General features: G+C 63.2%; 6 protein-coding genes, 5 tRNA genes and 3 pseudogenes. 5 read left to right on the top strand and 9 right to left on the bottom strand.

Annotated elements, in window-relative coordinates; all coding sequences use genetic code 11:
- Positions 1–568: 568 nt before the first annotated feature.
- From NDY25_RS00385 to NDY25_RS00380, 3 genes and pseudogenes are all read right to left on the bottom strand, one after another.
- Positions 569–3559, bottom strand: a pseudogene (locus NDY25_RS00385) (PAS domain S-box protein); the annotation flags it as partial.
- 42 nt (positions 3560–3601) lie between these two features.
- Positions 3602–3868 (bottom strand): annotated as a pseudogene (locus NDY25_RS22900) (hybrid sensor histidine kinase/response regulator); the annotation flags it as partial.
- 687 nt (positions 3869–4555) lie between these two features.
- Positions 4556–4936: a response regulator gene (locus tag NDY25_RS00380; protein WP_023904110.1), complete on the bottom strand. Its 381-nt coding sequence runs from the start codon at positions 4934–4936 to the stop codon at positions 4556–4558.
- A gap of 139 nt (positions 4937–5075) precedes the next feature.
- Between NDY25_RS00380 and NDY25_RS00375 the strand changes: the two genes are divergently transcribed.
- Together NDY25_RS00375 and NDY25_RS00370 are read left to right on the top strand one after the other, a co-directional pair.
- A tRNA-Leu gene (locus NDY25_RS00375) sits at positions 5076–5162 on the top strand.
- 360 nt (positions 5163–5522) lie between these two features.
- Positions 5523–5699 carry a hypothetical protein gene (locus tag NDY25_RS00370; protein ID WP_104550866.1) on the top strand — a complete coding sequence of 59 codons (177 nt, stop codon included), beginning with the start codon at positions 5523–5525 and terminating at the stop codon, positions 5697–5699.
- A 79-nt stretch (positions 5700–5778) separates the two neighbouring features.
- On the opposite strand, the gene NDY25_RS00365 is transcribed toward NDY25_RS00370, so the two are convergent.
- The 6 genes from NDY25_RS00365 to NDY25_RS00340 all read right to left on the bottom strand — a co-directional run bounded on the left by NDY25_RS00365 (position 5779) and on the right by NDY25_RS00340 (position 7204).
- Positions 5779–5854 (bottom strand) — tRNA-Glu (locus NDY25_RS00365).
- Between the two features lie 48 nt (positions 5855–5902).
- Positions 5903–5978 (bottom strand) — tRNA-Ala (locus NDY25_RS00360).
- 180 nt (positions 5979–6158) lie between these two features.
- Positions 6159–6234, bottom strand: a tRNA-Glu gene (locus NDY25_RS00355).
- A gap of 46 nt (positions 6235–6280) precedes the next feature.
- Positions 6281–6356: transfer RNA gene (locus NDY25_RS00350), tRNA-Ala, on the bottom strand.
- A gap of 105 nt (positions 6357–6461) precedes the next feature.
- Positions 6462–6923, bottom strand: coding sequence for a c-type cytochrome (locus NDY25_RS00345; protein WP_168957669.1), 462 nt, complete (start codon positions 6921–6923; stop codon positions 6462–6464).
- Positions 6924–6931: 8 nt separating this feature from the next.
- Positions 6932–7204 (bottom strand): c-type cytochrome, encoded by a 273-nt coding sequence (locus NDY25_RS00340; RefSeq protein ID WP_256627698.1) that lies wholly within the window; start codon positions 7202–7204, stop codon positions 6932–6934.
- Positions 7205–7533: 329 nt separating this feature from the next.
- Here NDY25_RS00340 and NDY25_RS00335 point away from each other — a divergent pair.
- From NDY25_RS00335 to NDY25_RS00325, 3 genes and pseudogenes are all read left to right on the top strand, one after another.
- Positions 7534–8640: pseudogene (locus tag NDY25_RS00335) on the top strand (efflux RND transporter periplasmic adaptor subunit); the annotation flags it as partial.
- Between the two features lie 62 nt (positions 8641–8702).
- A complete protein-coding gene (locus tag NDY25_RS00330) occupies positions 8703–12185 on the top strand; it encodes an efflux RND transporter permease subunit (RefSeq protein ID WP_256627697.1) in 3483 nt (1160 codons plus the stop codon).
- Positions 12182–15268 (top strand): efflux RND transporter permease subunit, encoded by a 3087-nt coding sequence (locus tag NDY25_RS00325; RefSeq protein ID WP_168957666.1) that lies wholly within the window; start codon positions 12182–12184, stop codon positions 15266–15268. Before NDY25_RS00330 ends, NDY25_RS00325 begins: the two co-directional genes overlap by 4 nt.
- Positions 15269–15583 lie beyond the last annotated feature (315 nt).

Raw genomic sequence — 15583 nt, 5'->3', positions numbered from 1 at the left:
GTGCTGCGGATAGATCAGTTGTAAGGCGGGGGATCTGCAGCTTGGCTGCAGGGTCCTTGCCCGCCCACCATTGCGGGACACGCCGCAAGTACGTCCATGTAGGCTCTTCTGCGGCATCCATGCCGCATAAGGTCCCGCAACGGTGGGCGGGCAAGGACCAGTCGGGATGGTCGGTGTTTCCGGTTGCGAGCAAGTGCATGACGTTTTAACTCGCTAGCTTTCATCTAGTGCTGCGAACTGCACAAGCAAGCCAACGCAACCCGCGAGATGACGCGATTTTTAAACCAGCTACCGACTAGCTTTCTGGTGCGGTGTCCTTACCGCTTGCGGGACCATGTGGCGGCATGGATGCCGCCACTGAGCCTCCACGGACGGATTCACGGCGTGTCCCGCGGGCGGTGAGGGCACCGCGCACTCGACTCAGTAGCTTTTGATCTACTAGCTTTTGACCTATCTCAGTAACGCACTAGCCGAGCAGCGCACGAAGCGGTTGAGCATCGTCAATGTCGGTCTAAAGTGCGCGCCCGATGGTAAACAAGGTCGTTTTAGTCAGCCGCTCCCAGCGATATCAAACCTCGTCCAGTAGCGCGCGCTTCGGCAACATCAAACGTTCGATCAGATCGACCAGACCGGGCGGCTCTACCGGCTTGCCCATGTGCGCATCGAACCCGGCGATGACGGCGCGGTCGCGGTCTTCTTCGCGCACATAGGCGGTCAGCGCGATCGCCGGAATATGCTGCGGCAGGTCGGCGCGGCCGGAGCGCACGGTGCGAATCAGATCGTAGCCATCGCGTCCCGGCATCGCGATGTCGCTGACCAGTATGTCGAATTGCCCTTGTGCCAGGCATTGTTCGGCGGCGTCCACCGAGCCGGCCGCATGCACCTGCGCGCCCGCGTGCATCAGGAACTGCATCACCGCCTCGCGTGAATCCTGGTCGTCGTCGACCAGTAGCAAGCGCACGCCCTCCAATCGCCCATGGCAATCGGCCGGCAACGGGCCGACCTGCTTGGTTTCTGTCGAGGCCGGACGTAGATCGCTGACGCCGTGCTGAAACGGCAGCACGATGGTGAACATCGATCCCTTGCCTTCGCCTTCGCTGGACGCGCCCAGACTGCCGCCATGCAGATCCACCAGCTGGCGCGAGATCGACAAGCCCAATCCCAGCCCGCCGACACGACGCGTGGTGCCTGCATCGGCCTGCCGAAAACGGTCGAACACGTGTGGCAGGAAGTCGGCCGCAATGCCCATGCCGCTGTCCTGCACGCATAGCCGCAGTCGCTCGTCTTCGATGTCCAACGCCACCCGCACCGTGCCGCCGGGGGCGGTGAACTTGAGCGCGTTGCTGAGCAGGTTGGTCAGCACCTGCTGCAGGCGCCCGGCATCGCCAAAGAACCACAATTCGCCTTGCGTGGGCGCATCCAGCTCCAATGTGATCTCGCGTGCGAATGCGGCCGGCTGCATCAATTCCACCGTGCTGCGCGCCAGCCCGGCGATGTCGAAATGCTCCGGCTGCAGGCGGAGCTTGCCGGACAGGATCGCGCTCATGTCCAGCAGGTCGTCGATGATCTGCGTTTGCGCACGCGCGCTGCGCTCGATGATGACCATGCCCTTGCCCAGATTGGCCGGCTCGAAGATGTCCGACTGCATCAGCCGCGACCAGCCCAGGATGGCGTTGAGCGGCGTGCGCAATTCGTGGCTGAGCGTGGCCAGAAACTCGTCCTTGACCCGGCTGGCATGTTCGGCCTGGCCGCGCGCGGTGGTTTCCGCTTGCAACGACAGCTTGAGCTTGGCATCCACGCGCGTGCGTTCGATGACGATGCCGGCCAGATGCGATGCAGAGCGCGCCATCGCCTGTTCGCGCAGCGAGGGCAGGTGAGTGCGGTCGTAATAGATGTTGAGCGCGCCCAGCACCTGGCCATTGCTGTCCAGGATCGGCGTCACGCAACAAGCCACGATGCCCAGTGCCGACGAGACGGCGTGATGGTCGCTGAAGCTAGGATCTGCCTGGATGTCCTCGCAGATCACCTGCCGCCCAAGGTAAGCCGAGCGCGCGCAGGGCGGCCCGCTCAGCCCGATCGGCGATGCTTCGAACGGCCCGCGGTACTCGATTGGAAAATGTGGCGCCGAGCCGAAGCTCAGTGTTTTTCGTACCTCATCCAGCACCATCACCGCGCAATACAAGGGGATTTCGCCACGCGCTTCCACGCTCAAGGCGATGGCGTCCAGCACCACCTGCAGCGGTGCGCCGGTGGTGATCAGACTCAGGATGGCGCGGTCCGAGGCAGTGGCATCTTCGATGTGCTTGCGTTCGGAGATGTCGGTGAGCGAACCGATGTGGCCCAGAAAACGTCCATCGCTGGCGAAGTGCGGCGAGGCGTTATCGATGCACCAGCGGTATTGCCCGTCATGGCGACGCACGCGGTATTCGGCCAGAAATTCACCGCGCTGCTGCAGCGATTGTTCGAACGCATCGCGCACGCGCGCGGCATCGTCCGGATGCATCACATCCCACCAGCCCTGATCCATGGCCTGGTCTTCGGCCTGCCCGGTGAAGTCGTACCAGCGCGGATTCCAGTACACGCAGTCGCCTTGCGCGTCGGACATCCAGATCATTGCCGGCACGGTCTCGCACAAGGCGCGGAAGCGCGTCTCACTTTCGCGCAATTGCTGCTCGAACGCGCGCCGGTCGTGGATGTCGGTATAGGTACCGATCCATTCGCTGATGCTGCCATCGTCACCGCGCACCGGCAGCGCACGCGCTAGATGCCAGCGCGTCTGGCCGTCGTGCTGCCGCAGTTCGCATTCGACCTCGTAAGCGCGCTCGCCACGCAATGCCTGCGTCCACGCCTGCGCGGACAGTTGCAGGCCGTCGGCGGTATGCGCTTGCTGCCATGCAGCCGCTTCGCTGTCTGCGGGATTCAGCCCGGTGTACTCGTACCAACGTTGGTTGAAGTAGTGCGGATGCCCATCCGCTGCGGCAATGAAAATGATCTGCGGCAGCGTGTCTGCCAGGCGGCGCAGACGTGCTTCGCTGGCAGCCAGTTGTTGCTGCGTCTTGGCCCGTTGCATGGATTCCCAGCAGCGTGCCGCGACCAGGCGGACCAGTTCGATCTCGGTCGACAACCAGCGTCGCGGTGCGCGCTGATGCACGCCGATCGCCGCGACCAGGCGGCCATGCTTGTGCAACGGAATGGCCAGCGATGCACGCAGGCCGGAGCGGCGATATTGCTCTGCCACGTAGTCAGGTGCACCGGGCGCGGTGGCATCGGTGGTGAACCAGGGGCGATTTTCCAGTAAGGCATCGCGCAGTCCTTGCGCCACTTCCAATGGGAAATCGCCTTGCAGGCTCGGCATGTCCTGCACGTGGTCGCTGATCACGTGCATGGTCTTGCCGTCCGCACCCGCCAGACCGAACGCACAGCGATTGGCCTGCAGATGTTCGCCGAGCAAACGCACGCTGGTGTCGATGATCTGGCGCGGATCGGAGACGTGCTGCAGCGCGTCCTCGAGCATCAACAGAAAGCTGTCGCGACTTTCGCCGCGGCGTTGTTGGGTGACATCGAATCCGTGCACCAGAATCGCATCGATACAGCCTTCGCTATCGCGCATCGGCTGATAGAGAAAATCCACGAAGGTTTCATCCAGCGCACTGCCGGGCGTGCGCTGCAGGTAGGCGGTCATCGATTCGCCAATGAAGGGCTGGCCACTGCGACGCATTTCATCGAGCAGACCCAGATAGCCCTGGTCGACGATTTCCGGCATCGCTTCGACCAACGGGCGACCAATCAGCAGACGGTCGCCAACCAGTTCGTGGAAGCGTTGATTGACGCTTTCGATGATGTAGTCGGGTCCGCGCAGCACCGCCATGAAGGCGGGCGATTGATCGAGTGTCGTGGACACGGCAAGCGGCTCGGGGTCGCTGGCGGCAGCGCGTACATTGGCGGCCGGTGTGCCGGCAACATACAAGGAGCCCACGCGTTCGCCGGCATCCAACACCGGGCTGCACGACCATGCCGCCAGATTCAGTGCAGGCGTCGCTTCGACACGCACGCCGTTGGAGGTGCGCGCGTCGATCGGTGTTGCAAGCGTCAGTGTTGCAAGCGGTTGTCCGAATGCGGCCGGGTGGCGCTCACCCAGTAACGCAATGCAGGCGTCGTTATAGATGCAGTGCGACGCCTCGCCCCAGACCAGCAGCATCGGAAGCTGCGCGTGCAGACACACCGACAAGGTGGTGCGCAACGCCGCACTGTTGCGCAACAACGTGTCGGCAGTGCACGTGGAGGCATGCAACAACACGGCAGTTTCGCTCGTCTCCGGCAGCAGGCCGGCAAACGGCAACACGGCGCTATCCATCCGGCGGCCCGCCTGTAAACCTTCAATCCACGATTCTAGTGGCAACCAGGGTGGTAGCGGCTGCTTTGGACCGGCTGATAAGCGCAGCAGGTGCCCACCATTTAGATGCGGGCACGCACAAACTGCGACATAGGTGGAAAACCTGCGGATTTCGAACGGCGGCCGCGCTCGCTTTGCGCTGTGGTGGTGCTGTTCGCTGCTTTAGCTGTTTGCGTCGCTCAGCTGCCGCGCCCTGGACAGAGCACCGACGAGTTCTTCGGACAAATAGGGCTTGGTCAGGATCACGCCGCGTTCGAAGCCGCTCGGGATGCTGCCGCTGGCAACACCGGTGGCCAGCACGAACGGAATTCCGAGCTCCGACAACAGCCGAGCGATCGGCTCGCTGGTCTGACCATTGCCGAGACGGTAATCCAGCACTGCAATATCGGGCGCGTCGGCATTGATCAGCTGCAACGCTTCGGCGACTTCTCCAACAGGGCCCAGCACGGCGGCGCCAGCCTGGACGAGCTGCAACTCGAGCAGCATGGCATTCATGTCATCGTTTTCGACCACGAGTACCCGAATTCCACGCAACACCGACATTGCCCACTCCTTCACGTAAGTCGGCCAGTATATCGACACCGGTTCGCCCACGGGTTGCAGACCCCGCTTGCAGCTGAATTCGTCAGGCACGTGCTGACACTGTTCGTTTCGCTCGCGAGTCGCTATACTGCGCGGCCGCGCCGAAGTGGCGGAATCGGTAGACGCAGCGGATTCAAAATCCGCCGCCCTTAAAAGCGTGTGGGTTCGAGTCCCACCTTCGGCACCAGGTTACTGCAGTACAAGCGAAAGCCCTTCCGGCGAAATCTGGAGGGGCTTTTTGCTTTGCGTGGTTCGGTGGTGATGGAGAGGGCGCGACTGGGTTGCTGATGTGCTTCATGACGCACGCTGAGGTTGTCGCATGCGGGGGCTTTTTCGCACCCTGCGGTCGAACCGTGCGATGTGGCGTATGTCTGTGTTGTGGCGCAGTGCGTTCTGTTCGCACGGGCGGGCACATGATCGGCATGGCATGGCGCAGTGCGAGCGCATGCACGCGAGATGATCTCGATACGCGTCGAGCGACGTGCAGGCACGCAACCATCACGCCCGGTCCGTACCGTGGAGGGCTCTTTACAAGCAGGTGACCTCCATGGATTTTGACTCTACGCAGCAACTGCGCATTCTTCGCGACATCCACGACACCACGCCGGTCGCCGACGAAGAAGCCAATTGGGCAGTGCGCGCCGGCTACGCGACGCAGGCCGAAGACGGCGATATCGATCTCACCCACGAAGGTCGCAAGGCATTGGATGACGGGCAGACCTGACGCAGCTTTTTGCGTAGACGTTCGCACACGTAAACGTCAGGCAAAAAAAGCCCCGGCAGTGCCGGGGCTTCTGGATGATTGGCGTCCCCACGGGGATTCGAACCCCGGTGTCCACCGTGAAAGGGTGGTGTCCTAGGCCTCTAGACGATGGGGACGCGTATCAAAACCTGGTTGTAGATTCCAGACGGCCTATGTCTAGAATTTGGTGGAGCCAGGCGGGATCGAACCGCCGACCTCCTGCATGCCATGCAGGCGCTCTCCCAGCTGAGCTATGGCCCCGCAGTGTTGCGAGCCGGCAATCATAGCGACATCGAGAGCACTTGGGAAGTAATTCGTAGAAAAATTTGCTGGATGCATCTGCCGCTGGATGCATCGACTAACTGCATCTGCTCGCCCGCAGTGGTCGCAACAAAAAGCACGCAAAAAAAAGCCCCGGCAGTGCCGAGGCTTTCAGATGATTGGCGTCCCCACGGGGATTCGAACCCCGGTGTCCACCGTGAAAGGGTGGTGTCCTAGGCCTCTAGACGATGGGGACGCGTATCAAAACCTGAGTTGTCATCCTGACGGCCTAATGCCAGGAGTGGTGGAGCCAGGCGGGATCGAACCGCCGACCTCCTGCATGCCATGCAGGCGCTCTCCCAGCTGAGCTATGGCCCCACGAAACTGAGAACGAAATGATAGCGGCCGGTTAAGGTTCGCGCAAGTGGTTTTTCATTCGGAATGAGACGGAGCGTGCGCCCGATACGGCACGCACGCTATGACTCAATTGACGCCGTGCAGATCGCGCAACTGTGTCTGCCGTGCACCGAAATACGCGGCCAGATCGGCGATGTCCTGGTCGCTCAACGCGGTGGCCTGCGCGGTCATCAACACGTGTTGGCGGTCACCGCTGCGGTAGGCCTGCAAGGCACGCGCAAGATAGTCGCCATACTGGCCGCCGAGTTTGGGATAGCTGGGGTCGATCGGCGCATTGCCATCGGCGCCGTGACAATCCACGCAGCTCTGGCCGGTGGCTTTGCCCTTCGCGTGAGCCAGCTTGTCGCCGGCGGCGGCGCGGCCGGTCGGCAGGCCGGCCGACGAGCCGGAGCCGTGTTCGCCGCTGGCGTGGCCGGCATCGCCAGCAGAATGATCGGTGGATTCCACTTGGGATTGGGAGCAGGCCGCCAGCATCAGGGCAGCGACCAGGGCGATGGCTAGACGCGGAGCGTACAGGGCGTTCGTCATGTGGGCGCTTATTTGAGGGTGGACAGGTAGGCGGAGATATCGGCGATATCCTGCTCGGAAAAGCTCTGTGCCTGTGCCTGCATGGTCGGGTGTTTACGCTTGCCCTGGCGATATTCGGTCAGCGCCTGCGTGAGGTACTGGCTGGACTGGCCGCCGATCTTGGGCACGCGATAACTGGGGTAGGCGTTCTTGTAGCCGGTCACGCCATGGCAGCCCTGGCAGGTGTAAGCCAGTAGCCGGCCATTCGACGGATTGCCGGTGGGCGCTGCAGGTGCTGCCACTGCCTGCCGCGGCGGGCGCAGGCGTGGACGGAACTGCAGGCGGGATTGACGGTGTCGCTGATGCGCCCCCAAACGGCAGGAAGACGACCAGAGCGAGACAAGCGGCGAGCGGCTGCGGGCGCATGGATTCGTATCCGGAAGACTGATTGAGCGTCCGCACGTGGGGGCGTGACGAACCGGTCCGAGTATGCCTGCGATTTGGCGCGGCGCAAACCGGGGGTGACTAGAGAAACTTGAACAGACCATGACCTTTGGCGCATTGGCGACATGATCGTTCGGGTGGTCTACTTGCCTACAACACCTGTTCACGCATCCACTAGGACACGACGATGTCGCCACTCTCTTTCTTGCCCGGCCGCAGCGGAATCTGCGCCGCCGCGTTGTTGATCACCACTAGCCTGCTGCTGGGCGGTTGCAAGACCGGAGACGGCGAGGCCAAGGCCGCCGAGGAAAAGAAAACCGTCGATGCGGTGCCGGTGGAAATCGCCAAGGCCGCGCGCCGTGCGGTGGCGGCCAGCTATACCGGCACCGCCGCGCTGGAGCCACGTGCCGAAGCACAGGTGGTGGCCAAGACGTCCGGCGTGGCGTTGGCGGTGATGGTGGAAGAGGGGCAAAAAGTGTCGGCTGGCCAGGCATTGGTAAGGCTGGACCCGGACCGCGCGCATCTGGCGGTGGCGCAAAGCGAGGCGCAATTGCGCAAGCTGGAAAACAGCTATCGCCGTGCCACGCAACTGGTCGGCCAGCAATTGGTCAGCGCCGCAGATGTCGATCAGCTCAAGTTCGATGTCGAAAACAGCCGCGCGCAGTACCGGCTCGCATCGCTCGAGTTGTCCTACACCACGGTGCAGGCGCCGATTTCCGGGGTGATCGCCTCGCGTTCGATCAAGACCGGCAACTTCGTGCAGATCAACACGCCGATCTTCCGCATCGTCGACGACTCGCAGCTGGAAGCCACGCTCAATGTGCCCGAGCGCGAACTGGCCACGCTCAAATCCGGCCAGCCGGTGACCTTGCTCGCCGACGCATTGCCGGGTCAGCAATTCATCGGCAAGGTCGATCGCATCGCGCCGGTGGTGGATTCGGGCAGCGGCACGTTCCGTGTGGTGTGTGCGTTCGGCCAGGGCGCCGAAGCGCTGCAGCCGGGCATGTTCGGGCGCATCCGCATCGATTACGACCAGCGCAAGGATGCCTTGGTGATCCCGCGCCTGGCGCTGCTGGACGATGGCGAACCGGCGGTGTTCGTGGTGCGCAATGGCAAGGCCAGCCGGGTGCCGGTGAAACTCGGTTATGCCGAAGGTCCGTGGCTGGAAGTGCGGCAAGGCCTGAAGGAAGGCGACCAGGTGGTCACCGCCGGCAAGGTGGCGCTACGCGATGGCACCGTGGTGCAGATCATCGGTCAGCCTGAGCGCAAGCCGGTGGCGGCGGCACCGGCAGCCGGCGACAACACCGGCAGCGATGAGAAACGCTCGCGAGCGATCACGGCAACGCGCACGGACCCGTGCACGACCCGCACGCGCCTCTGCACGGAGGCGGCGGTGGATTGGTTGCCTTCGCCACGCGGCGGCGGGTGACCATCGCGATGATCACCGTGACCATGCTGCTGTTCGGGCTGATCGCGCTGCGTAGCCTGAAGGTCAATCTGCTGCCGGATCTGAGCTATCCCACGCTGACCGTGCGCACCGAATACACCGGTGCAGCCCCTGCGGAAATCGAGACGCTGGTGACCGAGCCGGTGGAAGAAGCGGTCGGTGTGGTCAAGAACCTGCGCAAGCTCAAGTCGATCTCGCGCACCGGGCAAAGCGATGTGGTGCTGGAATTCGCCTGGGGCACCAACATGGACCAGGCCGGCCTGGAAGTGCGCGACAAGATGGAAGCCTTGTCGCTGCCGCTGGAAACCAAGCCGCCGGTGCTGTTGCGCTTCAATCCCTCGACCGAGCCGATCATGCGGCTTGCGCTGTCGCCCAAGCAGGCGCCGGCCTCCGACAGCGATGCGATTCGTCAGCTCACCGGCTTGCGTCGTTATGCCGACGAGGATCTGAAGAAGAAGCTCGAACCGGTGGCTGGCGTGGCCGCGGTCAAGGTCGGCGGCGGGCTGGAAGACGAGATCCAGGTCGATATCGACCAGCAGAAACTCGCCCAGCTCAATCTGCCGATCGACAACGTGATCACCCGGCTCAAGGAAGAGAACGTCAACATCTCCGGCGGCCGCCTGGAAGAAGGCTCGCAGCGGTATCTGGTGCGCACGGTCAACCAGTTCGTGGATCTGGACGAGATCCGCAACATGCTTGTGACCACGCAAAGCAGCAGCGGCAGCGCGGCGGAAGCAGCGATGCAGCAGATGTATGCGATTGCCGCATCCACCGGCTCGCAGGCGGCATTGGCTGCGGCGGCCGAAGTGCAGAGCACCTCGTCGTCGGCCAGCAGCAGCATTGCCGGCGGCATGCCGGTGCGATTGAAAGATGTGGCCGAGGTGCGCCAGGGCTACAAGGAACGCGAGGCCATCATCCGCCTGGGCGGCAAGGAAACGGTGGAACTGGCGATCTACAAGGAAGGCGATGCCAATACCGTGTCCACGGCGGCTGCGTTGCGCAAGCGGTTGGAGCAGTTGAAGGCGACCGTGCCCGGCGATGTGGAGATCACCACCATCGAGGACCAGTCGCACTTCATCGAGCACGCGATCAGCGACGTCAAGAAAGATGCGGTGATCGGTGGCGTGCTGGCGATCCTGATCATCTTCTTGTTCCTGCGCGATGGCTGGAGCACGTTTGTGATCAGCCTGTCGTTGCCGGTGTCGATCATCACCACGTTCTTCTTCATGGGCCAGTTGGGACTGAGCCTCAACGTGATGTCGCTGGGCGGCTTGGCGTTGGCGACCGGCCTGGTGGTGGACGATTCGATCGTGGTGCTGGAAAGCATTGCCAAGGCGCGCGAACGTGGCTTGAGCGTGCTGGATGCGGCGATTGCCGGCACCCGTGAAGTGAGCATGGCGGTGATGGCCTCCACGCTGACCACGATCGCGGTGTTTCTGCCGCTGGTGTTCGTCGAAGGCATTGCCGGGCAGCTGTTCCGCGACCAGGCGATGACGGTGGCGATTGCGATCGCGATTTCGCTGGTGGTGTCGATGACGCTGATTCCGATGTTGAGTTCGCTCAAGGGCGCGCCGCCGATGGCGTTCCCGGACGAGCCGAGCCATCCGCAGTGGCAGCCGGAGCAGCGCTGGCTCAAGCCGGTGGCAGCTGGTCGGCGTGGCGCGGGTGCGAGCGTGCGCTATGCGTTCTTCGGTGCGGCGTGGGCGGTAGTCAAGCTGTGGCGTGGTGTGGCACGGGTGGTGTCGCCGGTGATGCGCAAGGCCAGCGACCTGGCGATGGCGCCCTATGGGCGTGCCGAGCGTGGTTATCTGGCGATGCTGCCGGCGGCGTTGCGTCGACCCGGGTTGGTACTGGGATTGGCAGCGGCTGCGTTTATCGGCACGGTGTTTCTGGTGCCGATGTTGGGCGCGGACCTGATCCCGCAGCTGGCGCAGGACCGTTTTGAAATGACGGTGAAGCTGCCTTCCGGCACGCCGCTGGCGCAGACCGATGCGTTGGTGCGCGAGTTGCAGCTGGCGCACGACAAGGATCCGGGCATCGCCTCGTTGTACGGCGTCAGCGGCAGCGGCACGCGGCTGGATGCCAACCCTACCGAGAGCGGCGAGAACATCGGCAAGCTCACCGTGGTGATGGCCGGCGGCGGTAGTCCTGAAGTGGAAGCTGCGGCCACCGAGCGGCTGCGCAGCAGCATGGTCGGGCATCCCGGGGCACAGGTGGATTTCGCGCGGCCGGCGTTGTTCAGCTTTTCCACGCCGCTGGAAGTGGAGCTGCGTGGGCAGGATCTGGGCGAGCTGGAACGCGCAGGGCAGAAGTTGGCGGCGATGCTGCGGGCCAATGGCCACTACGCCGACGTCAAATCGACAGTGGAAGAAGGCTTTCCGGAAATCCAGATCCGTTTCGATCAGGAACGTGCCGGTGCGTTGGGGTTGACCACGCGTCAGATCGCCGATGTCATCGTCAAGAAGGTGCGCGGCGATGTGGCCACGCGTTACAGCTTTCGCGATCGCAAGATCGATGTGCTGGTGCGTGCGCAGCACAGCGACCGCGCCAGTGTGGAGGCGATCCGGCAGCTGATCGTCAACCCGGGCAGCAGCCGACCGGTGCGTCTGGCGGCGGTGGCCGAGGTGTTGGCGACGACCGGGCCGAGCGAGATCCATCGCGCCGATCAGACCCGCGTGGCGATCGTCTCGGCTAGCCTGCATGACATGGATCTGGGCGGTGCGGTGCGCGAGGTCGAGTCGATGGTGCGCAACAATCCGTTGGCTGCCGGTGTGGGCATGCATATCGGCGGGCAGGGCGAAGAGTTGGCGCAGTCGGTGAAGTCGCTGTTGTTCGCGTTCGGGCTGGCGATCTTCCTGGTCTATCTGGTGATGGCCTCGCAGTTCGAATCGCTGCTGCATCCGTTCGTCATCCTGTTCACCATCCCACTGGCAATGGTCGGCGCGGTGCTGGCCTTGCTGATGACCGGCAAGCCGGTGTCGGTGGTGGTATTCATCGGCTTGATCCTGCTGGTGGGGCTGGTGACCAAGAACGCGATCATCCTGATCGACAAGGTCAACCAGTTGCGCGAGGAGGGCGTGCCCAAGCGCGAGGCCTTGATCGAAGGCGCGCGTTCGCGTTTGCGGCCGATCGTGATGACCACGCTGTGCACGCTGTTCGGCTTCCTGCCGCTGGCGGTGGCGATGGGCGAGGGCGCGGAAGTGCGCGCGCCGATGGCGATCACCGTGATCGGCGGCCTGCTGGTGTCCACGCTGCTGACGCTGCTGGTGATTCCGGTGGTGTACGACTTGCTGGATCGCCGCGCGGACGCGTACTACCTGGAGCGCGGCCGGCGCATGGCGCGGCAGCAGGCGCAGGCGCGCGATAACACCGACGGACTGGAGGCGCTATGAGCGTTGCCGCCTTCAGCATCCGTCGCCCGGTCACCACCATCATGTGCTTCGTGTCGCTGGTGGTGGTGGGGTTGATCGCCGCCTTCCGGCTACCGCTGGAAGCACTGCCGGACATTTCCGCACCGTTCCTGTTCGTGCAACTGCCGTACACCGGCTCTACGCCGGACGAGGTGGAACGCAACCTGGTGCGGCCGGCCGAGGAAGCGCTGGCGACGATGACCGGCATCAAGCGCATGCGCTCCACTGCCACCGCCGATGGCGCGAATATCTTCATCGAGTTCTCCGACTGGGACCGCGACATCGCCATCGCCGCATCGGATGCGCGCGAGCGGCTGGATGCCATTCGCGATGATTTTCCGGAGGATCTGCAGCGCTTCCATATCTTCAAGTGGTCCAGCAGCGACGAGCCGGTACTCAAGGTGCGCCTGGCCAGCCAGACCGACTTGACCGGCGCCTACGACATGCTCGACCGCGAGTTCAAGCGGCGCATCGAACGCATTCCCGGCGTGGCCAAGGTGGAGATCTCCGGCGCACCGCCGAACGAGGTCGAGATCGCCATCGCGCCGGACCGGCTGACCGCGCACGACCTCAGCCTCAACGATCTGAGCGAGCGTCTGAGCAAGCTCAATTTCTCGGTATCTGCTGGCCAGATCGATGACAACGGCCAGCGCATCCGCGTGCAGCCGATCGGCGAACTGCGCGATCTGCAGGAGTTGCGCGATTTGGTGCTCAACGCAAAAGGACTGCGTTTGGGCGATATCGCCGAGGTGCGGCTCAAGCCGACGCGGATGAATTACGGGCGTCGTCTCGATGGACGCCCGGCGATCGGGTTGGATGTCTACAAGGAGCGCAGTGCCAACCTGGTGGACGTGTCCAAGGCCGCGTTGAAGGAAGTCGAAGATATCCGCGCCGAACCTGCGATGCGCGATGTGCAGGTCAAGGTCATCGATAACCAGGGCAAGGCGGTGACCTCCTCGCTGGCCGAACTGGCCGAAGCCGGTGCGGTGGGCTTGCTGTTGTCGATCACGGTGCTGTTTTTCTTCCTGCGGCATTGGCCCTCGACGCTGATGGTGACGCTGGCGATTCCGATCTGCTTTGCGATCACGCTGGGCTTCATGTACTTCGTCGGCGTCACGCTCAACATCCTCACGATGATGGGCTTGCTGCTGGCGGTCGGCATGTTGGTCGACAATGCGGTGGTGGTGGTGGAAAGCATCTATCAGGAACGCGAGCGCATGCCCGGCCAACCGCAGCTGGCTGCGCTGCTGGGCACGCGCAGCGTGGCGATCGCGCTCAGTGCCGGCACCTTGTGTCACTGCATCGTGTTCGTGCCCAATCTGTTCGGCGAGACCAACAACATCAGCATTTTCATGGCGCAGATCGCGATCACCATTTCGGTGTCGCTGTTGGCGTCGTGGCTGGTGGCGATCAGCCTGATCCCGATGTTGTCGGCGCGCATGAAGACACCGCCGATGGTGACCTCCGAACATGGCGTGATCGCGCGGCTGCAGCGTCGCTATGCCAAGGTGCTGGCATGGACGCTTGCTCATCGCGGCTGGAGCGTGGCCGGCATCGTGTTGGTGAGCGCGATCAGTCTGGTGCCGATGAAGTTGACCAAGGTCGACATGTTCGGCGGCGATGGCGGCAACGAGGCCTTCATCCAGTACCAATGGAAAGGCTCGTACACACATGAGCAGCTCGGCGAGGAAATCGGACGGGTCGAAAATTTCCTTGAAGCCAATCGCGACAAGTACCACATCACCCAGGTGTATTCGTGGTTCAGCGAGGTGGAAGGCAGCAGCACCACGGTGACCTTTGACGCGAGCAAGGTCAAAGACCTGCCCGCATTGCTGGAGCAGATCCGCAAGGCATTGCCGCGTTCGGCGCGTGCCGATTACAGCATCGGCAACCAGGGCGATGGCGGCAGCGGCAATCAAGGCGTGCAGGTGCAGTTGGTCGGCGATTCGACCCAGGCATTGCAGGCGCTGGCTGACGACGTGATTCCATTGCTGGCACAGCGCAAGGAATTGCGCGATGTGCACGTGGACACCGGCGACCGCACCAGCGAGTTGGCGATCCGGGTGGACCGCGAGCGCGCGGCGGCCTTCGGTTTCAGTGCCGAGCAGGTTGCGAGCTTCGTCGGGCTGGCGTTGCGTGGCACGCCGCTACGCGAGTTCCGCCGCGGCGACAACGAGGTGCCGGTATGGGTGCGGTTTGCCGGTGCCGAACAGAGCAAGCCTGAGGATTTGGCCAGCTTCACTGTGCGTACCAAAGATGGACGCAGCGTGCCGTTGCTCAGTCTGGTGGACGTGCAGATTCGCCCGGCGGCGACGCAGATCGGCCGCACCAATCGGCAGACCACGTTGACCATCAAGGCCAATCTGGCCGAAAAGGTGACCGTGCCCGAGGCACGCGCGGCGATGGAAAAACCGCTCAAGGCGATGAGCTTCCCGGCCGGTTACAGCTATACCTTCGACGGCGGCGATTATCAGAACGACGGCGAAGCGATGGGCCAGATGGTGTTCAATCTGGTGATCGCGCTGGTGATGATTTACGTGGTGATGGCGGCAGTGTTCGAGTCGCTGCTGTTTCCGGCGGCGATCATGAGCGGTGTGCTGTTTTCGATCTTCGGGGTGTTCTGGCTGTTCTGGATCACCGGCACCTCGTTCGGAATCATGTCCTTCATCGGCATTCTGGTGCTGATGGGGGTGGTGGTGAACAACGGCATCGTGATGATCGAGCACATCAACAATCTGCGCCGCCGCGGCATGGGCCGCACGCAGGCACTGATCGAAGGCTCACGCGAGCGCTTGCGGCCGATCATGATGACAATGGGCACCGCGATCCTGGCGATGGTGCCGATCTCGCTGACCAGCACCACGATGTTCAGCGACGGCCCACCGTACTTCCCGATGGCGCGCGCGATCGCGGGCGGGTTGGCGTTTTCGACGGTAGTGAGCCTGCTGTTCCTGCCGACGATCTACGCGATTCTCGATGACATGAGCAACGGAGCAGCAGCGCTGGTACGACGTGCGCGTGGTGTGCCGAAGACGCCGCAGGCGAGCGCTGCTTTGGAGTCCTGAGCAGTCAATCGTGCTGAGGTCTTTCATGGCGTAAGTCATCGACCAGTGTGCTGGAGTCTTCAAACAACCCCAGGTACATAAAGCCCCTCTCCCGTCGGGAGAGGGGTTGGGGTGAGGGTACGGTTTCTCCGGGTACAACCCGTCTGTAAGTTACTGGCTTCGGTAAGCGGCGCCAGCGCGGCCGGGGACTGGCTCCTCGGCTCGGTCAGACATCCTGTCTGACTCGCCGCCGCGGCACATCCCTGTGCCGCTCTCCGCCAATCCCCGGCCACGCTGCCGCCCCGGCGAGTCACTGCAACGCCTTAGTTAAGGCAA

The sequence above is a fragment of the Xanthomonas hortorum pv. pelargonii genome (assembly GCF_024499015.1).
GTDB lineage: Bacteria > Pseudomonadota > Gammaproteobacteria > Xanthomonadales > Xanthomonadaceae > Xanthomonas > Xanthomonas hortorum_B.
Note: the sequence above shows the minus strand (reverse complement) of the source record. Positions and strands in the feature narration are given on the sequence as shown.